We start from the raw sequence: 20,316 nt of genomic DNA, 5'->3' as shown, positions 1-20,316 counted from the left end.
GTTCCTTAGCCTTTTTTATATTCAAATACTGGTTCATCTAATGAAGCACTATATCCAACATGTAAATCATGACCATCAAAATACCATACATCTCTTTCTTCAATAAAAAATAAAATTCCGTTTTTAGTTGTTGTAACAACGGGATCTTCCGCTTCCTCTTTCATTAAACCAAGTGAAAATCCTTCTTGAACGGCCGTTGATCCTCCATATTTAACAAAAAATCGAATCGAATCTCCTTCTCTAATTTCCATCTCATCATTGAACCATTTAACAGCATCATCGGTAACAAAAATTTTCATAATATTTATACCTCCTATATAAAAAGAGTGCATTATAGAATCCTTTAGGTTCTCTTCTAAAGATTATTACTTCTTTTATTCATTTTGACTTTCCTAATTTTATCAAAGAATAGCTGTTAAGGAAAATTATTAGTTTTCATTATGGTGGTCGTTCTTTTTTTGAGAATTATTAGAACGTTCAATCAATATATTGAAATCGATAATGGTCGGTTATATACTGAATATTAAATAAACAGTGTTATAGAACAATCATAATAATAGATATAGACGGTAAATAACCTTATGAATGGAGGGTATTTGTGGATTATGATGCTATAGTAGTAGGCGCAGGTCTTGCTGGTTTAGTAGCAACAACGGAGATTGCCGATGCTGGTAAAAAGGTGCTATTGCTCGATCAAGAACCAGAAAGCTCATTAGGAGGACAGGCTTGGTGGTCATTTGGCGGCTTATTTCTAGTGAATTCACCAGAACAGCGGAGAATGGGAATTAACGACTCTAAAGAATTAGCTTGGCAAGACTGGTTAGGGACAGCCGGATTTGATCGAGATAATGATGAAGACTATTGGGGAAAAAAATGGGCGCAAAACTATGTAGATTTTGCGGCTGGTGAAAAGCGTGAATGGTTATACAATATGGGAGTAAGATTTTTCCCTGTAGTTGGATGGGCGGAACGTGGAGGATATCTTGCAGATGGACACGGAAATTCAGTACCTAGATTCCATATTGTATGGGGAACAGGTCCAGGAATAGTTGCGCCTTTCGAACATAAGTTAAGAGAGTACATAAAAAAAGGATTAATAGTCTACCGCCCCCGGCATCGAGTCAATCGTATCCTCACAAATAATGGGGCTGTCTGCGGGGTAAGTGGATCTATATTAGAACTGAGCTATGTTTCACGTGGAGAAGAAAGCTCTCGAGTAGTAGTGGGAGAATTTGAATATAAAGGACAAATCGTTGCCGTTACAAGTGGCGGAATAGGTGCAAATCATGACTTAATTAAGCAAAATTGGCCGAAGAGGCTTGGATTACCACCTAATCACATGCTTTCCGGAGTACCAGCACATGTTGACGGAAGAATGCTCTCTATTACAGAAAATGCAGGCGGGCGTATCGTTAACCGTGATCGCATGTGGCACTATACTGAAGGGATAAAAAATTGGAATCCGATATGGAATCTTCATGGAATTAGAATTCTTCCAGGGCCATCTTCGATTTGGCTGGACGCAAAGGGGAAAAGATTTCCTGCTCCAAATTTCCCAGGTTTTGATACACTAGGAACATTGGAAGCGATTCAAAAGACTGGGTATAGCTATTCATGGTTTATATTGACTCAAAAAATTATTGAAAAGGAGTTTGCCTTATCGGGATCGGAGCAGAATCCAGACTTAACAGGGAAAAGTATTAGACAAGTATTAGGGAGAGCACTACCTGGAGCATCTGCTCCAGTACAGGCTTTTTTAGATAACGGAGAGGATTTTGTCATTGCTAATACATTATCCGAGCTTGTTGAAAAAATGAATAGTATTACGGATGAAAAATTATTGGATTTTAATGAGATTGAAAGGCAAATTCTAGCCCGCGATCGAGATATGGAAAATCTATTCACAAAAGACATGCAAATAACGGCAATTCGTGGAGCACGGAAATATCTTGGTGATAAATTAATTCGGGTTGCAAAGCCCCACAAAATCCTTGATCTTAAAAACGGACCTCTTATTGCCGTAAGATTGAATATTCTAAGTAGAAAAACATTAGGTGGATTACAGACCGATTTATCTGGCAGGGTACTTGATACTACCGGAAAGCTTATACCTGGACTTTACGCTGCAGGTGAGGTGTCAGGATTTGGTGGAGGAGGGGTACATGGTTATCGATCATTAGAAGGGACATTTTTAGGTGGATGTCTTTTTAGTGGAAGGGTAGCTGGCCGTGCCATTGCGGAAGAACTAATGTGAATTTTGAAAAAAGAGCTTTATTCTCTCGATAGAATAACTTCGGAGAAAAAGCTCTTTTTTCAAAATTATTTTATACCGCTCATCATATGTTGCATAATCTCTTTATAGGAGTGATCTGCCATTCCATCTGCATACGCATCTTGTAAAGGGTACAACCTGAAATTTTTAAATTTCTGATTACTAACAAAGGTTGGGAAGAATTGTACATTTTCAAGCTTGATTTTAGTTCCGCTTGATGTAACATCTTTTGAAACCTTTACTTCCATCATACCACCGATATCCTTGTAATCCCACATTTGCCCTGAAATGAAGTTACCAAGCGAATAAATAACGACAGCATCCCGTCCGTCGGAAGTATGAAACTTCTCAATGGGTTGCAAAACATGTGGATGACTTCCAAGAATGATATCTGCACCGCCATCAGTGAAAAGCTTTGCTAATTGTTTTTGTTCTTCATTAGGCTGGCGTTGATATTCAATGCCCCAATGCAAGCTTAATACGACAACATCCGCTTTTGTACGAGCTTTTTTCAATTCAGCCAAGATCTTATCTTTATCAATAATATTGACAAGATAATCTTTTCCTTCAGGAACTGGAATTCCATTTGTTCCATACGTATAAGCAAGGATAGCAATTTTTATACCATTTACATTTTCAATTCTTAACGTATCATGATCTTCTTTGTTTTTAAATGTTCCAACATGTGGCAGGTGTACCTTATCATAGTACGAAAGAGCACTTAATAATCCTTTTTCACCTTTATCTAGAGCATGATTATTAGCAGTTGTCACAAAATTAACACCAGCATCCATAATTGCGTCTACTATCTGATATGGACTGTTAAAACATGGATAACTCGAAACGCCTAACTGCACTCCACCAGGAGTTGATTCTTGATTTGCAATTAATAAATCCGGTTTATGTAACATCGATTTTACATGTTGAAAAATCGGTTTAAAATCATAACCTTTTTTCGTTTGAGCATCCTCATACACCCAATCATGGATTAATACATCACCAATTCCACCTATTACAGCACTGGAATGAAACTCCTTCGTTTGTACACTTAATGTCCTCGTTGTATTTATTTCGACAGTATGTGTTTTCTTGGAAAATGCATTTTTCCAGTCAGCATATTGATTAAATGATAGAATCCCTATTATCGCCAATAATAATAAGCATATCATTAAAACTCCTACACGTTTTTGTTTTCCCCTCATTATCAAACCAACCTTTACATCATATCAATCTTACATGAATCTAATTGTACTTTTATATTACTATACGAATTACAATTCGTGGTAATTTTTTTGGAAATTAGCGAAAAATAAAAATAAAAGCGGAAGCGACTTGCTCATCGGCGTACGGATGAGTGAAATTTGAAGTTTAATTTCACCTTCGTAGTCTTCGACGCAAGATTTAGGAAACACAGTGAGGCAGTTCACGAACTATTGAAAATTGAACTACCATTTTCACCGAGTGAAATTAGCATTTCAAATTTCACCTGATGTTGACTTATCGTAGGGAGGAGAAAGAGAAATCCGCTAGCCGATAGGCGCTGTAGCTAGACATAGACAACTAGTATAAAAGGTTTTTCACAGAGCTTTATAAAACATGAAAAACGCCCTAATAATTTATATTAGGACGTTCTTTCATTATGTCACCTTATATCCATTTCACTTTCGGTTCCGTTTTTTGTCTTATTCTTCTTAGATTAGCTCTATGTCGATAGATAACAAAAAAACCAAGAGCAAATACTACTACAAATAATGGCCAATCATGGTTTATGAACATTTCAATAAAAGCATAAATGATGGCAAATATACCAGCAATGATAGACGATAAAGATACATATTTACATATTTTCAAGCTCAACAAAAAAACAATTACTACGATTAAAAATAATAATGGGCTATACGCCAAGATTATACCACCTGATGTTGCCACTGCTTTTCCACCTCTAAATCCGGCAAAGATCGGAAACATATGGCCAACAACAGCAAACAATCCGACTAATAGGGGATGAATTTCAGCTTGAACTCCAAAAAATAAAGGAAGTAGTGTCGCAACCGTTCCTTTTAAAATGTCAGCCGCCGTAACAGCAATCCCTGCCTTTATTCCCAACGTTCGAAATGAATTCGTTCCTCCAAGATTGCCGCTTCCATGTTGGCGGATATCAATGCCGTAGAAAAGTTTTCCAACAATTAAACCTGAAGGGATCGAACCAAGAAGGTAGGCAAGTATTAATATAAGTGCATATAACATCAACATAACTCCTTTTAAAGGATTCAAATAAATTTAAACACAAATTTTTATCCAATCTTCATAATTAGGGCTCTATTATTGTATCATGGAAAGATAGAGAATAAAAAAGATTTTTCACAAGATTAATCATTATTTTGCTCTTTAATAGACTTTGTCCTCCTTTACAATTAGGTTAGGGCATTCAGGAGGATTACGATGGAAACGATACCTTTAAAATCTATTGCCCCCAAAAATAACAGATGGTTCTTCATTCTGATTTTTCTCTTTATCATGATTACAGGGGCATTATTTTCTATTTTCTACCCTTTTGCTTCCATGAAAAAAGTGAACTATTTATCCGGAAAATATCCGGTATTGATAAAAGGAGAAATCCATGGAAATGGAATATACAGCGAAAATACAACATATATCCCGTTAAAAATAGTTAAGGATGTAATCGATGATAGTATTTACGAAGAAGGTAAGACACTCATCATTACAACTAAATTAAACGTGATTCAAATTTCATTAAATAAAAAAAATATGTATGTTAATGGGAATCCAAAACAAATGGACTTTCCTATAATTAAAATAGTAGATAATCAAAAATATATTTCTATGGATTTCCTTAAATCCATATATCCTATTCGTTACCATATAACGAAGCATACAGGAGTTATTTGGATTCAAATGGAAAACGAACATTATTATAATGGGAAAATTGATTCAAAAAATAGCAAAACAGCATACTTACGTTTACGTAAGCAACCAAACTTACAATCCCCATATGTAGCTGAGGTTAAAAAAGGGGAATCTGTCTATATTGAACGTGAATTAAATGAATACTATTATGTTAGAACAAGAGAAGGCATTAGTGGATATATTAAAAAACCTTATATAAAAAAAGAAAATCTCGTACATGTGAAATTCCCTTTTTCAAAAGAAACAGTTAGCTTACCAGCCATCACAAATCCTGTACAATTGTCTTGGGAGGCAGTCTACACAAAAACACCTGATCCTTCCCAGCTTCCGAAAATGCCTGGAGTTAATATAGTCTCTCCGACATGGTTTCTATTAAAAAATAAAGACGGAGAAATATCGAGCCTTTTATCATCACAATATATAAAATGGGCAAAACAGCATCATATGCAAGTGTGGGCATTATTTTCAAATTCATTTAATCCAGATTTAACAAAAGCTGCTTTCAGTACAATTGAAAAAAGACAAAAAATCATTAAACAGCTTGTGAACATCGCAAATAAGGAACATTTAGATGGAATAAATATTGATATAGAAAATGTTTACCCTGAGGATGGACCACTAGTTACTGAGTTTGTGAGAGAACTTTCTGCCTACCTCCATTCTAATCATAAATATGTTTCGATGGATATTACATTCATCGCAAAAGGCAACTGGTCGGAATTTTATGAGCGGGAAAAGTTAGGAAAAATAGTTGATTACCTCATTGTAATGGCATATGATGAACATTGGGCAAATTCACAAGTAGCAGGAAGTGTTGCAAGTTTACCATGGGTCGAAACTAGTCTTCAGCCAATATTAAAGTTAGTTCCGAACGAGAAAGTCATTCTTGGTATTCCTTTTTATACACGTTTATGGAAAGAACAATCGAAAGACGGGAAAAAGGAGATATCCTCCAGTACATTTTCTATGAATCAAGCAAATGCTTGGATAAAGGAACATAAATTAAAAGTACTGATGGATTCTGAAAGTGGACAACATTATGTAGAGTATACTGAACCAAAAACCCATACTACGTATAAAATGTGGTTGGAGGATGAATATTCTTTAGCTAAAAGAGTTGATATTGTGGAACACTATCAATTAGCAGGAATTGCATCATGGGCAAGGGTTTTTGCAGATGAAAATGCCTGGGTTTCACTCAAATCTAGTCTATCTGCTTATAATCAAAAATAATATAGTGTTTGTAGATTAGGAATGTAGATTATTTTAGTTAGGGGTTTTATGTTATGAAAACATTTCTGTCAGCCATCCAATGGATGGCTTTTATGATTGCTGGAGCAATTGCAGCTCCTATCGCTATTGCTGATTTATTTCATTTAAATCCAGTAGAAACATCAGCATTTGTGCAAAGGACGATATTCGTATTAGGAATAGCCGGTCTATTGCAAGGGATCGTTGGCCATCGTCTCCCAGTCAGCGAAGGACCGGCTGGATTATGGTGGAGTGTATTTGCTATTTATGCTGGATTTGTAGGGAGCATTTATTCCTCTGGCATCGCAACATTAAATGCCCTTTGTGGCGGAATGATTTTTAGCGGAATTGTATTCTTTATTCTTTCTGCCTTTGGGTTAATTGAAAGATTAGCTAAGCTTTTTACGCCAACGGTGACATTTATTTATCTTTTTTTGCTAATCCTACAATTAAGCGGTTCGTTTATTAAGGGAATGCTAGGATTATCAGAGGAACAAGCCCATATTCAACCATCTATTGCCATTTTGTGTATTGTTATCATTCTTGTAACGTTCTATCTCGGGAAAGTAAATATACAATGGGTACGTCAATTCTCGATAATATTCGGACTGTTGATAGGCTGGGTCCTTTTTATCATTTTCCGTCTTGCACCTAAGGTTCCGAGCAGTCATGCAATACTATCGTTTCCAAGATTATTTCATTTCGGAATGCCGACCTTTGATGTAGGCGTTCTTACCACTTCATTATTTATTACGATATTATTAACAACAAATATGATTGCTTCCATTCGTGTTATGGAAGAGGTTATTAAAGGGACGTCTGAAAAGAGTGTTAACTATAAACGCTCTGGATTCGTTTCTGGTTTCAACCAAATTCTTGGAGGTGTTTTTTCTGCTATTGGATCTGTACCAATTTCTGGCTCCGCGGGATTTGTTGCACAAACAGGCATTAAATCGATAAAGCCATTTATCATAGGTGCTGTATTCGTTACCGTTATTTCGTTGTTACCACCTCTCATGAATATCATGTCAGCACTTCCAGCACCGGTTGGATATGCAGTAACCTTTGTAATTTTCACAAAAATGATCGGGCTTGCATTATCAGAAATTGAAAAAGCAACCGATCGGCAAATTACTTATACCACTGCTGGTATCGCATTAATGGTCGGGGTCGGAACAATGTTTTTGCCCCCTGAAGCCACCGTTAAGCTACCGGCGTTCATCGGGTCTCTCGTAAATAACGGATTAGTATTAGGAACAATCATTGCCATTTTAACTGAACAATATTTAAGATGGCAAAAGAGATAATCATAAGTTGCAGGATTTCATAGAAAAGCTTACCATTATAAGAAATCCGCTAGCCGATAGGCGACGGAGCTAGACAAAATAAAAAGACTTATGGGGGGTTTTAGGATGTCCATTGAAAATCCAAGCAGAGATGAAATCAAGCAAATCTTAAAAAAGGCAAAACGCATTGCAGTTGTAGGATTAAGTGATAATCCAGAGAGAACATCTTATATGGTGTCAGAGGCGATGCAAAAGGCTGGCTATGAAATTATTCCTGTTAATCCTTCCGTCAATAATGTTTTAGGAACCCAAGCAGTTTCTTCCTTAAAAGAAATCAAAGGACACGTTGATATTGTCAATGTGTTTCGCAGATCAGAATTTTTGCCTGAAATAGCGAAAGAGTTTTCCGAAATCGATGCTGATGTTTTTTGGGCACAGCTTGGCCTTGAAAATGAAGAAGCATATCAGTTTCTAAAAGAAAAAGGATATACGGTAGTAATGGATCGCTGTATTAAAGTAGAACACGCTTTAACAAAATGATTTTTCTTTAAACAAGCGTATTATTTTTTTGTACGCTTGTTTTTTCTTCATATAAGACTAATACGTTTATTCTCGTAAAATGAATACATAAGAAATGATCAAATCAATTAAGTTTATGGAAAGAGCATTTGCCAAATAGGAATTTATCGCTAAAATAGTTCATAGACGCTTATTTGGTGTATGTTATAATGATTAACGAACAAATGTTTGTTCTGTCGTTTCTCTAATAAATAATGATTGTACCTAGAGATAGAGAGCAGTGTTGTTGAAAGGGGAATTTTTTGTGAGTAAGAAAGAGAATATATTTGAATACAATGATGATGCTATCCAGGTGTTGGAGGGCCTTGAAGCGGTTCGAAAACGCCCAGGGATGTATATAGGTTCAACAGATGCCCGTGGTTTACATCACCTTGTTTACGAAATTGTTGATAACTCCGTAGATGAGGCACTAGCTGGCAATGGGAATCATATCATTGTCAAAATTCATAAAGACAATAGTATCAGTGTAGATGATAAAGGACGCGGGATGCCAACCGGAATGCATAAATTAGGCAAACCAACAACAGAAGTCATTTTTACTGTTCTGCATGCTGGCGGTAAATTTGGACAAGGCGGATACAAAACATCTGGAGGATTACATGGTGTAGGTGCATCTGTCGTAAATGCCTTATCAGAATGGTTGGTTGTAACGATAAAGCGTGACGGCTATGTATACGAGCAACGATTCAAAGATGGAGGTAAACCCGAAACGACGTTAGAAAAAATCGGGAAAACCAATCAGACAGGAACAAAAATTCACTTTAAACCTGATCCAACGATGTTTAGTACGACTACGTACAATTACGATACCCTGTGCGAACGGTTAAGAGAATCCGCATTTTTATTAAAGGGATTAAAAATAGAAATAATTGATGAGCGTTACGGACAAAGTGATACGTTTCATTACGAAAATGGAATTGAAGCGTTCGTAGAATATTTAAACGAGGGAAAAGATGTTCTTCATCCTGTTGTCATGATTGAGGGAGAAGCAAGTGAAATTGAAGTAGAATTTGCTTTCCAATTTAATGACGGATTTTCAGAAAACATTCTTTCTTTCGTAAATAATGTTCGTACTAAGGATGGAGGTACTCACGAAGCTGGCGCTAAAGCAGCCTTAACTCGTGTGATTAACGAATATGCGAGGAAAGTTAGCCTTTTAAAAGAACGTGATAAGAATTTAGAAGGAACCGATATCCGTGAAGGGCTATCAGCGATTGTTTCTGTACGTATCCCTGAAGAGCTCTTGCAATTTGAAGGACAAACGAAGGGAAAGCTTGGTACAAGTGAAGCACGTTCAGCTGTCGATTCTGTTGTATCCGAGCATCTAGCCTATTTCTTAGAAGAAAATCCTGATTCCAGTAACTTATTAATTAAAAAGGCAATAAAAGCTGCCCAAGCCCGTGAAGCGGCACGAAAAGCTCGTGAGGAAGCACGTAGCGGCAAAAAGAAAAAGAAATCAGATAGTATTTTGTCAGGAAAGTTAACTCCTGCACAATCACGAAATCCAGAAAAGAATGAGTTATACCTTGTTGAGGGAGATTCCGCTGGAGGTTCGGCCAAACAAGGACGCGACCGCCGTTTTCAAGCCATACTCCCGCTTCGTGGAAAAGTAATAAACACAGAAAAAGCAAAGCTTCAGGATATTTTTAAAAATGAAGAAATCAACACGATCATCCATACTATTGGAGCCGGTGTGGGTCCGGATTTTAATGTGGATGATGTCAACTATAACAAAGTAATCATCATGACCGATGCTGATACGGATGGAGCTCATATACAAGTATTGTTACTTACTTTCTTCTATCGTTACATGCGTGCTCTAATAGATGCTGGAAAAGTATATATAGCTCTCCCACCTCTTTACAAAGTAAGTAAAGGAAGCGGTAAAAAAGAGGTAATCGAGTATGCGTGGACTGAAAATGAATTACAAACTGCCATTAAAAAAGTTGGAAGAGGCTATATGCTCCAACGTTATAAAGGTCTTGGAGAAATGAATGCAGACCAATTATGGGAAACTACGATGGATCCGGAATCAAGAACATTAATCCGTGTGCGCATTGATGATGCAGCAAGAGCGGAACGTCGAGTAACTACCCTAATGGGGGATAAAGTAGAACCGAGACGAAAGTGGATTGAAAATAATGTTGCTTTTGGTCTTGAAGAAGATCAAAGCATATTAGAGAATGAAAATCTTACTGTCGAAGGAGGGGAATAGATCTAATGACAACAGTGGAACGTTTTCAAGATTTACCTTTGGAAGAAGTAATTGGAGACCGTTTTGGAAGATACAGTAAATATATTATTCAAGATCGTGCCCTTCCCGATGCAAGGGACGGTCTAAAACCAGTACAAAGACGTATTTTATACGCGATGCATGTTGAGGGAAACACTGCAGATAAAGGTTTCCGAAAATCGGCTAAAACAGTCGGTAATGTAATCGGTAATTATCACCCACATGGGGATACATCTGTTTATGATGCAATGGTTAGGATGAGTCAGGATTGGAAGGTTCGCAATGTTCTAGTGGAAATGCACGGAAACAACGGTAGTATTGATGGGGATCCGCCTGCTGCAATGCGTTATACAGAAGCACGTCTTTCCGCAATCGCGTCTGAACTTTTACTTGATATTGATAAAGACACGGTTGATTTCATTCCAAACTTTGATGATACATCGAAAGAACCAACTGTTCTGCCAGCAAGGTTTCCTAATCTATTAGTAAATGGATCAACCGGAATATCAGCCGGATATGCAACAGATATACCTCCTCATCATCTTGGGGAAGTAATAGACGGGACCATTATGCGTATTGAACGACCTAATTGTACGATAGAGGACATAATGACCGTTATCAAAGGTCCCGACTTCCCAACAGGCGGAATCATTCAAGGAATTGATGGGATAAGGAAAGCATACGAAACAGGCAAAGGTAAAATGATTGTCCGCGGCAAAACTTCCATTGAGGATATGCGTGGTGGAAAACAGCAAATTGTCGTAACCGAAATACCTTATGAAGTTAATAAAGCGAATCTAGTTAAGAAAATAGATGAACTTAGATTGGATCGCAAAGTAGAAGGAATTTCGGAAGTTCGCGATGAAACAGACCGTACTGGACTTCGTATAGTTATTGAATTAAAAAAAGATGCAGATGCTGAAGGTGTCCTATACTATTTATTCAAAAATACAGACTTGCAAGTATCTTATAACTTTAATATGGTTGCAATCCACAATCGTCGTCCAAAATTGCTTGGTATTCGTGAGCTTTTAGACTCTTATATTGAACATCAAAAGGACGTCGTTACAAAACGAACGAAATTTGATTTACAAAAAGCGTTGGATCGCCAGCATATCGTTGATGGACTTATGAAAGCTCTATCCATTTTAGATGAAGTAATCGCTACCATCCGTGCTTCCAAAGATAAACGAGATGCTAAGGATAACTTAATTGCCAAATATGATTTTACAGAGCCACAAGCCGAAGCTATCGTTTCCTTGCAGCTTTATCGCTTAACTAATACTGATATTACAGCTCTTCAGAAGGAAGCAATGGAATTAAATAAGAAAATCGAGGAATTAACAGCCATTCTTGATAGTGAAAAAAATCTGCTAAAAGTAATCAAAAAAGAATTACAAGAAATAAAGAAGAAATATGCTGATGAGCGCAGAACGAAAATAGAGGATGAAATTGAAGAAATAAAAATCAATCTTGAGGTTATGATCCCTAATGAGGATGTCATGGTAACGGTAACAAAAGATGGTTATGTGAAGCGGACAAGTATTCGTTCCTATACTGCTTCTAATGGTCTTGATCTCGCTATTAAAGATACAGACCGCTTGTTATTCCAAGAAGAGATTAATACCACCAAGGTTATTTTACTATTTACGAATAAAGGTAATTACTTATATTGTCCAGTACATGAATTACCAGATATTCGTTGGAAGGACCTTGGCCAACATATTGCTAATATCGTACCAATCGAAAGAGACGAACAAATCATTAAGGTACTCACCATTAAGGATTTTTCTGCTCCTCAGTACTTATTATTCGTAACAAAAAACGGAATGGTCAAAAAGACAGAATTAAATCAGTATAATGCACAAAGATACTCCAAACCATTAGTTGCTATTAATTTAAAAGGGAATGACGTAGTAGTCGATGTTCATTTAACGGATGGGCAAATGGATTTATTCATTGCTACACATATTGGCTACGGCTTGTGGTTTAGTGAAGAAGAAGTCAATATCGTAGGAGCAAGAGCTGCCGGTGTGAAAGGAATCAATTTAAAAGACGAAGACTATGTGGTTTCTGGAAAAATCGTATCAAATCCAGAAAAAGAATTCATTTTTATCGCAACCCAAAGAGGGGCAATAAAGAAAATGAAAATGTCAGAGTTTGAAAAAACAACTAGAGCAAAACGCGGGGTTGTCATGCTAAGAGAATTGAAAAATAATCCGCATCGGATTGCTGGTATGGATATAGTAGAAAATAGTGATATCATGAACATTCAAACAGAAAAAAATAATAACGAACAAATGAATATAGTGGAAATGCGAGCAAATGATCGTTATTCCAATGGTTCCTTTATTTTTGATGAATCGGAGAACGGCGTAACGAATGCCATTTGGAAAGAATCATCCAGCAAAAAAGAAAATGAAAAGAATTAGTTATAAAAAAAGAACTTGCCAATTATTTGAAGGCAAGTTCTTTTTTAGTATGAACTGTATTTGAGAGGAAAATATTACATACTTTCAATCATTTTGCTAATAATAGTAACAATCGGAGAAAAAGGAGTTAAAAAGTGATGAAAAAAGAATATTTACTCGCAATTACAGCCTTTTTCATGCTGAGTTTTACAACCGTTGCGATTACTTACGCTGGCGAAGAGTCAGCCCCTGCAAGCACCATAATTAAAACATATAAAGAGGATATTAATGGAGATGGAGAGAAGGAAAAAATTATTCTAAAAGGGATTCCATATCAACAAAGTCATTCCCATTATCAAAAAATTTGGTCAGAAATTATTATTCCTGATCAATCCACGATTAAAATAAATTATTCGCCAGGTTTTAAGCCTATGATCAAGTTCGTCGATTTAAATCATGACGGAATAAAAGACATGTTAGTTTCAAGCGCAACAGGTGGGAGCGGTGGGATTTATAACTATCGCTTGGATACAGTTAAAAATTCTCAACTAGATAAAATGTCATTACCGTCATCTTTAAACCTTCAAGGGCTATTTGAAAATAATTATAAAGCGTTGATTACTGTTCCTGAAACAAAAGAAACTATTCATCTAGATTTGGCAAAACGTAAAAATGATTATATTCGCTTAGGTTTATATATGGACAACGGAAAGTTAAATGAACCAACCGAACTGATGATTGATCCAGTGTCTGTATATAAAACGGTTAGAGTAAAAGGCAAAAAAGGATATGGACTTCGGTCTTACAGACAAATTAGTGGAGCCTCCCATGCAGATTTATTAGGTGTTTTGCAAGTTACCTGGTACTTTGAAAATGGAAAATGGCAATTAATAAAGACTAAATGGGGTAGTAGGTAACCGTTTATAGGCAAGTATCATATACTAAGTTAAGTATAGATGAAGGGGGATGCTTTTCATGAGTGAATCAAAACCTGAAACATTTTCCATTAATATTGTACCTCCAGCAACAGCCTTTTACCCATTAGAGGGACGAAAATATACATTATCACAATCCGAATATACTGAGAGCTTATTTTTATCAATTAGCAATCACTTCACTGTTGAAAAAGCTGGCTCCAGTGTTACTGAAATTCTTCATGCGGAATGGATAACACTTATGGGGGAATATGCTCTTAAAGGAAAAATAAAAATGAATGGGTCAGAAAACGATGTGAGACTTACACAGGTGCGCTATATGATATATCAAAAAGAACTACCTGAATTGATTCGTTTACTTGTAACAGCGGATATTCAATTTCTTAAAAACTATCCATTGCTTTTAGATGCGCCAATCACCATTCAATTTGATACACCATTACCAGAATTCAAAGGTTCTCTTCATCTAGGTACACCAAGACAATACCTGTTAAAAGCTGTTGTCAATTAGTGAAGGAAATAAATTATGAAAACATAGAACATGACAAGGTTTTTTATAAACTTTTCATGTTTTTTTATGTTCTTAATAGATTAATACTATTGGTCATGTTATTTTGGAAGTAAGTTTTTAGAAAAATATATAAACGATCATAGAATTGTAAAGGGAGGGGAAAGCGGTGGAACAGTATATTTTATCACTAGATCAAGGAACTACGAGTTCACGAGCAATAATATTTGATCATGAAGGGAATATGGTCCATGTAGCCCAGAAAGAGTTTACACAAATCTTTCCAAAGCCCGGCTGGGTTGAACATAATGCAAATGAAATTTGGGGATCCATTCTTGCAGTTATTGCCTCGGTACTTTCAGAATCTGAAATCAAACCTAATCAAATAGTGGCAATTGGCATAACGAATCAGCGAGAAACTACTGTCATTTGGGACAAAGAAACAGGTCAACCAATATATAATGCTATTGTATGGCAATCAAGACAGACCTCCGATATTTGTGATGAATTGAAAGCAAAAGGATACAACGATTTATTTAAAGATAAAACGGGTTTGTTAATTGATGCATATTTTTCAGGTACAAAAATTAAATGGATACTTGATAATGTAAATGGAGCAAGAGAAAAAGCAGAGAAAGGGCAGCTGTTATTTGGAACAATTGATACTTGGTTAGTTTGGAAATTGTCAGGGGGCAAAGCACATGTTACCGATTATTCCAATGCATCAAGGACATTATTGTTTAATATTTATGATTTAAAATGGGATGAAGAATTACTTGAAATATTATCGGTACCAATTTCTCTACTTCCGGATGTCCGCCCATCTTCAGAAATTTACGCAAAAACATCATCTGCTCATTTTTTTGGCCAAGAAGTGCCTATCTCAGGCATTGCTGGTGATCAACAAGCGGCATTATTTGGTCAAGCATGTTTTCAGAAGGGGATGGCAAAGAACACGTATGGAACAGGCTGCTTTATGCTTATGAATACGGGAGAACAGGCTGTCAAATCAAAACATGGTTTATTAACAACGATTGCTTGGGGTATTGGTGGGAAAGTAGAATATGCTTTAGAGGGAAGTATTTTTGTAGCGGGGTCTGCCATTCAATGGTTACGTGATGGATTACGCATGTTCCAAGATGTAAGCGAAAGTGAACAATACGCAACTAAAGTAAATTCAACGGATGGAGTATATGTTGTACCAGCGTTTGTAGGTTTAGGGACGCCTTACTGGGAAAGTAATGTACGTGGAGCGGTTTTTGGTCTCACACGTGGTACATCGAAAGAGCATTTTATAAGAGCAACATTAGAGTCTCTAGCGTACCAGACAAGGGATGTACTAACTGCAATGGAAGCGGATTCAAATATTTCGTTAAAAACTTTACGTGTAGATGGAGGAGCGGTAAAAAATAACTTTCTAATGGTATTTCAAAGTGACATCTTAGGTGTAGCGGTAGAGCGGCCGGCAGTAAATGAAACAACAGCTCTTGGCGCTGCATTTTTAGCAGGTTTAGCAGTTGGATTTTGGAAAGATCAACTAGAAATTTCATCTCAATGGCATATGGACCGTAAATTCGAACCAACAATGGATGAGTTACAAAAAGAAGAACTGTATGATGGATGGAAAAAGGCAGTTCAAGCGGCCATTGCATTTAAATAGAATAATTCAATATTAGAAGGAAGCTTGAAATAATAACAAAACAACAACATTAACAAGCGATTTGCACAAAAATACTCTAGCAATATTGCTTTGATCCAAAATGGGAAAAATCGAATTAGAAACTAGAGATTTCAGATTGATAAAAATACTTAGAAAATTTATCTAGTATTCATTTTTATATTGATATATATTTATGGTAAATATAAGTAAAAAATTAATAGGAGAATTAGATTGATGAATAATAGAATACAGCCCCATATTAGAATCGGAGAAGAACATGGTGAGGCATATGCTCTATTACCAGGAGATCCAGCAAGAGTCGATGAAGTAGCGAATTTTCTAGAGAATCCTGAGGTATTGGCATACAACCGAGAATATAAAACTATCAGAGGTATATATAAAGGACTGCCCGTTTTAGTAACTTCAACTGGAATCGGAGGTGCATCGGCAGGTATTGCCGTAGAGGAATTAAAAAATATTGGTGTAAAGACCATGATTCGGATTGGTAGCTGTGGCGCACTTCAGTCCCACTTAAAGCTTGGGGATCTCGTTATAGCTTCAGGTGCTGTAAGAAATGATGGTGCTTCTTTTGCGTATATCGACAAATCTTACCCTGCCATTCCAGATACAGAATTACTCTTCCACGTTATTGCTGCTGCAAAAACAGTTGATGCAAAATATTCGACAGGTATTGTCAGATGTCATGACAGCTTTTATACTGATAAAGAACAGGATATTGATAGTTATTGGTCAGGTAAAGGAATTCTATGTTCGGATATGGAAACTGCAGCTCTTTTTGTCATTGGCAGCTTACGCGGTATTAAAACAGCTTCAATTTTAAATGTTGTGGTTGAACATGAAGGAGATTTGGAAGAAGGAATAAACGATTATGTGGATAGTAAGCGCGGAGAAGAGAAAGAAATACGAACTGCATTAGAGGCAATTGTTTCCTATGATACGTCTTTACATTAATTAGAGGGGGTTTTTTAGATGAAAAAACAGAGTATGTGGTCATTTCGCTTTTCTACAGCAGCATTGGTTTTAATTCCTGTTGCTGTCGGGGTCAACTATCTTGGAAAATTTATAGCAGGACTTTTAAAGTTACCGTTATGGCTCGATTCAATTGGAACCATATTGTCAAGTATGCTTGCAGGTCCAATCATTGGTGCATTATCAGGTGCGATAAATAATATCATTTATGGCTTAACTGCTGACCCTATTTCCTTCGTCTACGGAATTACAAGTCTAGCAATTGGTTTAGTAGCAGGGATATTGTTTTATAAAGGCTATATTTCCAGCTGGGGTAAGGCGATTATTGCGGGTCTGATTATCGGACTGGTAGCAACTATTGTTTCTACACCGTTAAATATCGGATTTTGGGGTGGACAAACAGGAAACATTTGGGGAGATGCTTTATTTGCATTCGTGTTACATAACACACATTCTACTTGGCTTGCATCCTTTCTAGATGAGATTGTTGTCGATGTACCAGATAAATTAGTTGTGGTACTTGTAAGTTATGCCATATTTAGAGGTTTACCGCGCAACCTAGTCCATTTATACAATAGCAACAATAAGGTTGAGAATTTAGATTAATTTAATCGGCTCTTGGATTCTATCAATCAATACGAAAACAGTATTTATTAAAAGGATGGTGAGACATCTTGAAAACTATCAGCCTCTTTTCAGAACGGGATTCTATCATACATGATGTCGATCCTCTTACAAAGCTTTTATATATAGTCATTGCGATAGTAATTCCAATTATCCTGCCATCGTTCACTCTTTCTATTTTATGTGTGGTTATTAGCATATTACTATTATTCATGGCAAAGGTCATACGAAAAACACTGCCAGTTTATAGTTTTATCTTTGTTATTCTCATAACAGTTGTCATTATTCAAGGGCTCTTCAAACCGGAAAATGAAACAGTCCTATTCCACATAGGTGCTTTAAAGATGTATAAAGAGGGATTGCTATACGCACTAAAGATTGCGCTTCGTGTTATCAGTATTGTTAGTTCCTTTATGATTCTTGTTCTGACTACGAAGCCTTCTGATCTTGTAGAATCCTTAGTCCGAAAAGGCCTGTCGCCCCGAATTGGATACGTAATTGTATCGGTTTTTCAAATCATCCCTGAGATGCTATCAACCATGAATACAATTACAGATGCACAAAGATCGAGAGGTATGGAAACAGAAGGGAGTCTTCTCATTAGGATCAAAGCATTTCTGCCTTTATTAGGTCCAGTGGTATTGGGATCACTAATTAATACGAAGGAACGAGCAATGGCTTTAGAAGTAAGAGGGTTTAATTCCAAATCCATTAAAACATATATAAGTAAAGAAAAAACCTATACACACAGTAAAATCTTACAGGCATTACTTGTTTTGCTTTTAGTTGTTGCTGTAGTTTGGAGGGTAGTGGAGTGAAAAAGATTATCGTAGAAGGGCTAAAATATAAATATCCACTATCAGAGTCACTTGCTTTAAATGATATCTCCTTTCATATTGAAGAAGGAGAATTAATTGGAATTATCGGGAGGAACTCTGCGGGAAAGTCAACGCTATGCCAAGCCATTGTAGGCTTGGTTCCTCATTTTTATAAAGGGGCATACGGAGGGAAAGTTTTTGTCGGTGATTTAGAAGTAAAAAACAACGAGATTGCTGATATCTCATTAAAGGTAGGAATGGTATTTCAAAATCCATTTACTCAAATAACAGGCTCTAAGCTGTCCGTATTTGAAGAAATTGCTTTCGGACTTGAGAATATAGGGATTCCTCGAAATGAAATGGTGGAGCGAATTGATGATGTCCTTAAACTATTAAAGATTGAAAAGGTAAAATATCAAAATCCATTTGATTTGTCAGGTGGACAAATGCAGCGAATGGCGATTGCGAGCATTATCGCGATGAAGCCCGAGGTTATTGTGCTTGATGAACCAACTTCCCAGCTAGATCCTGCAGGCTCCGAAGAAGTTTTTCGTGCCATCCAAAGCTTAAGTGAGCAAGGAATTACCGTTATCATGGCGGAGCATAAAATGGAAAAGGTAGCGCAATATTGTGACAGAGTTTTACTGCTTCATGATGGGAAGTTGATTGATTTTGATACCCCCGAAAAGATTTTTTCACGAGAAGATTTGGAAAAATTCGGAGTTAATCCTCCTATATATACGAGAGTATCCAAAGCGCTAAATGTAAAATCCGCGGACACCGATGTTTATCCGGTGACTTTGGAGGATGCAGTGAAAGAATTAAAGGGGAGAGGAATATGATTAAAGTTTCAAATTTGTCTTTTTCTTATAAAGAAGATTCACAGGTCCTTTCCGATATCAATTTAGAATTTGATTTGCGCTCGACTGCGATTATAGGTCAAAATGGTGCTGGAAAAACTACCTTTGTGAAACTATTAAAGGGATTGTTAAAACCGTTCGAAGGAGAAATTTTAATTCAAAATCAAAATGTACAACAATCTTCAGCAGCCATACTTGCCAAAACTATTGGACTTGTTTTTCAAAATCCAAATGATCAAATCTTTAAACGAACGGTTTTAGATGAAGTGATGTTTGGCCCAATTATGATTAAAATGAATAAAGATTTGGCGCGAGAGAAGGCTGTTGAAGCTCTAAAAATGGTTGAATTGGAGGAGAAACTTAGTTTTAATCCTCATGATTTAAGTTTATCAGAAAAAAAACTATTATGCATTGCGTCAGTCATAGCAATGGATACGGAAATTGTGATATTGGATGAACCTACGATTGCACAAGACTATGCTGGGAAGAAAAAAATCAGTGAAATTATTCAAGCCTTAAAGCAAAAAAATAAGCTAGTTATGACCATTATCCATGATATGGATTTTGTTGCAGAGAATTTTGAAAGAACTATTGTTTTTAACAAAGGGAAGGTACTACTTGATGGTGAGACAAGATATGTCTTTTCACAAAAAGAGCTCTTAAAACAAGCAAATGTAGAAGCACCCGGGATTACTCAATTAGCTGATCGGCTTGCATTCAAAGAAACTATCTTAACCATTGAAGAGTTTACCAGAAATAACTTTCGTATTTGAATGGAAGTTATAATTTACTGAAGACTAAAAAATAAAACAAAAATTTTTTTCTGTCTCATTATTTAAAGTATTCTTTGGATATGAGACAGAAATTGATTTATTTCCATTGCTTCCTATAATATATATTATGTCGGGGGCGTTGTAGGAAATATAAAAAACTAATATGTAATTACTACTCCACCCTATGT

General features: G+C 36.4%; 17 protein-coding genes. 14 read left to right on the top strand and 3 right to left on the bottom strand.

The genetic code is table 11. From position 1 onward, the window contains the following. Positions 1-5: 5 nt before the first annotated feature. Complete coding sequence (locus tag AC3WJF_RS14735) at positions 6-299, bottom strand: HesB/YadR/YfhF family protein (RefSeq protein WP_492453457.1); 294 nt, start codon at positions 297-299, stop codon at positions 6-8. Between the two features lie 299 nt (positions 300-598). On the opposite strand from AC3WJF_RS14735, the gene AC3WJF_RS14730 reads away from it, so the two are divergent. Next, entirely contained in the window at positions 599-2,254 is a 1,656-nt protein-coding gene (locus tag AC3WJF_RS14730; protein ID WP_492453455.1) for an FAD-binding dehydrogenase, read from the top strand. A gap of 65 nt (positions 2,255-2,319) precedes the next feature. Here the strand turns inward: AC3WJF_RS14730 and AC3WJF_RS14725 are convergent, their stop codons facing one another. Together AC3WJF_RS14725 and plsY are read right to left on the bottom strand one after the other, a co-directional pair. Continuing rightward, entirely contained in the window at positions 2,320-3,474 is a 1,155-nt protein-coding gene (locus tag AC3WJF_RS14725; RefSeq protein WP_492453453.1) for a CapA family protein, read from the bottom strand. 445 nt (positions 3,475-3,919) lie between these two features. Continuing rightward, positions 3,920-4,519, bottom strand: a complete 600-nt coding sequence (plsY, locus tag AC3WJF_RS14720) for a glycerol-3-phosphate 1-O-acyltransferase PlsY (protein ID WP_492453451.1) — start codon at positions 4,517-4,519, stop codon at positions 3,920-3,922. Positions 4,520-4,714: 195 nt separating this feature from the next. On the opposite strand from plsY, the gene AC3WJF_RS14715 reads away from it, so the two are divergent. From AC3WJF_RS14715 to AC3WJF_RS14655, 13 genes are all read left to right on the top strand, one after another. Further along, positions 4,715-6,433, top strand: coding sequence for a glycosyl hydrolase family 18 protein (locus AC3WJF_RS14715; RefSeq protein ID WP_492453449.1), 1,719 nt, complete (start codon positions 4,715-4,717; stop codon positions 6,431-6,433). A 53-nt stretch (positions 6,434-6,486) separates the two neighbouring features. Continuing rightward, positions 6,487-7,758, top strand: a complete 1,272-nt coding sequence (locus AC3WJF_RS14710) for a purine/pyrimidine permease (RefSeq protein WP_492453447.1) — start codon at positions 6,487-6,489, stop codon at positions 7,756-7,758. Between the two features lie 105 nt (positions 7,759-7,863). Continuing rightward, positions 7,864-8,277: a CoA-binding protein gene (locus AC3WJF_RS14705; protein WP_492453445.1), complete on the top strand. Its 414-nt coding sequence runs from the start codon at positions 7,864-7,866 to the stop codon at positions 8,275-8,277. Between the two features lie 283 nt (positions 8,278-8,560). Continuing rightward, positions 8,561-10,531: a DNA topoisomerase IV subunit B gene (parE, locus tag AC3WJF_RS14700; protein ID WP_492453443.1), complete on the top strand. Its 1,971-nt coding sequence runs from the start codon at positions 8,561-8,563 to the stop codon at positions 10,529-10,531. Between the two features lie 5 nt (positions 10,532-10,536). Next, complete coding sequence (gene parC / locus AC3WJF_RS14695) at positions 10,537-12,981, top strand: DNA topoisomerase IV subunit A (RefSeq protein WP_492453441.1); 2,445 nt, start codon at positions 10,537-10,539, stop codon at positions 12,979-12,981. Positions 12,982-13,118: 137 nt separating this feature from the next. After that, positions 13,119-13,877: a YybI family spore inner coat protein gene (locus tag AC3WJF_RS14690; protein WP_492453439.1), complete on the top strand. Its 759-nt coding sequence runs from the start codon at positions 13,119-13,121 to the stop codon at positions 13,875-13,877. A 58-nt stretch (positions 13,878-13,935) separates the two neighbouring features. Then, positions 13,936-14,406, top strand: a complete 471-nt coding sequence (locus tag AC3WJF_RS14685; RefSeq protein WP_492453437.1) for a staygreen family protein — start codon at positions 13,936-13,938, stop codon at positions 14,404-14,406. Between the two features lie 166 nt (positions 14,407-14,572). After that, positions 14,573-16,063: a glycerol kinase GlpK gene (gene glpK, locus AC3WJF_RS14680; RefSeq protein ID WP_492453435.1), complete on the top strand. Its 1,491-nt coding sequence runs from the start codon at positions 14,573-14,575 to the stop codon at positions 16,061-16,063. A 234-nt stretch (positions 16,064-16,297) separates the two neighbouring features. Further along, positions 16,298-17,035 carry a nucleoside phosphorylase gene (locus AC3WJF_RS14675; protein ID WP_492453434.1) on the top strand — a complete coding sequence of 246 codons (738 nt, stop codon included), beginning with the start codon at positions 16,298-16,300 and terminating at the stop codon, positions 17,033-17,035. An 18-nt stretch (positions 17,036-17,053) separates the two neighbouring features. Then, positions 17,054-17,659: an ECF transporter S component gene (locus AC3WJF_RS14670; protein ID WP_492453432.1), complete on the top strand. Its 606-nt coding sequence runs from the start codon at positions 17,054-17,056 to the stop codon at positions 17,657-17,659. A gap of 68 nt (positions 17,660-17,727) precedes the next feature. Then, positions 17,728-18,495 (top strand): energy-coupling factor transporter transmembrane component T family protein, encoded by a 768-nt coding sequence (locus tag AC3WJF_RS14665; protein ID WP_492453430.1) that lies wholly within the window; start codon positions 17,728-17,730, stop codon positions 18,493-18,495. Continuing rightward, positions 18,492-19,337 (top strand): energy-coupling factor ABC transporter ATP-binding protein, encoded by an 846-nt coding sequence (locus tag AC3WJF_RS14660; protein ID WP_492453428.1) that lies wholly within the window; start codon positions 18,492-18,494, stop codon positions 19,335-19,337. The genes AC3WJF_RS14665 and AC3WJF_RS14660 overlap by 4 nt, the downstream gene beginning before the upstream one ends. Next, positions 19,334-20,128: an energy-coupling factor ABC transporter ATP-binding protein gene (locus AC3WJF_RS14655; RefSeq protein ID WP_492453426.1), complete on the top strand. Its 795-nt coding sequence runs from the start codon at positions 19,334-19,336 to the stop codon at positions 20,126-20,128. Before AC3WJF_RS14660 ends, AC3WJF_RS14655 begins: the two co-directional genes overlap by 4 nt. The last annotated feature ends 188 nt before the right edge of the window (positions 20,129-20,316 follow it).

The sequence above is a fragment of the Heyndrickxia sp. FW510-T9 genome (assembly GCF_058781025.1).
The sequence above is the reverse complement of the archived record's forward strand: the minus strand, read 5'-3'. Positions and strand labels throughout refer to the sequence as shown.

What these genes read in the sequence shown, in the direction of transcription:
- AC3WJF_RS14735 (WP_492453457.1), bottom strand. Translation starts at nt 299, where the DNA reads ATGAAAATTTTTGTTACCGATGATGCTGTTAAATGGTTCAATGATGAG.
- AC3WJF_RS14725 (WP_492453453.1), bottom strand. Translation starts at nt 3,474, where the DNA reads ATGAGGGGAAAACAAAAACGTGTAGGAGTTTTAATGATATGCTTATTA.
- plsY (WP_492453451.1), bottom strand. Translation starts at nt 4,519, where the DNA reads ATGTTATATGCACTTATATTAATACTTGCCTACCTTCTTGGTTCGATC.
- AC3WJF_RS14715 (WP_492453449.1), top strand. Translation starts at nt 4,715, where the DNA reads ATGGAAACGATACCTTTAAAATCTATTGCCCCCAAAAATAACAGATGG.
- AC3WJF_RS14710 (WP_492453447.1), top strand. Translation starts at nt 6,487, where the DNA reads ATGAAAACATTTCTGTCAGCCATCCAATGGATGGCTTTTATGATTGCT.
- AC3WJF_RS14705 (WP_492453445.1), top strand. Translation starts at nt 7,864, where the DNA reads ATGTCCATTGAAAATCCAAGCAGAGATGAAATCAAGCAAATCTTAAAA.
- parC (WP_492453441.1), top strand. Translation starts at nt 10,537, where the DNA reads ATGACAACAGTGGAACGTTTTCAAGATTTACCTTTGGAAGAAGTAATT.
- AC3WJF_RS14690 (WP_492453439.1), top strand. Translation starts at nt 13,119, where the DNA reads ATGAAAAAAGAATATTTACTCGCAATTACAGCCTTTTTCATGCTGAGT.
- AC3WJF_RS14685 (WP_492453437.1), top strand. Translation starts at nt 13,936, where the DNA reads ATGAGTGAATCAAAACCTGAAACATTTTCCATTAATATTGTACCTCCA.
- AC3WJF_RS14675 (WP_492453434.1), top strand. Translation starts at nt 16,298, where the DNA reads ATGAATAATAGAATACAGCCCCATATTAGAATCGGAGAAGAACATGGT.
- AC3WJF_RS14670 (WP_492453432.1), top strand. Translation starts at nt 17,054, where the DNA reads ATGAAAAAACAGAGTATGTGGTCATTTCGCTTTTCTACAGCAGCATTG.
- AC3WJF_RS14655 (WP_492453426.1), top strand. Translation starts at nt 19,334, where the DNA reads ATGATTAAAGTTTCAAATTTGTCTTTTTCTTATAAAGAAGATTCACAG.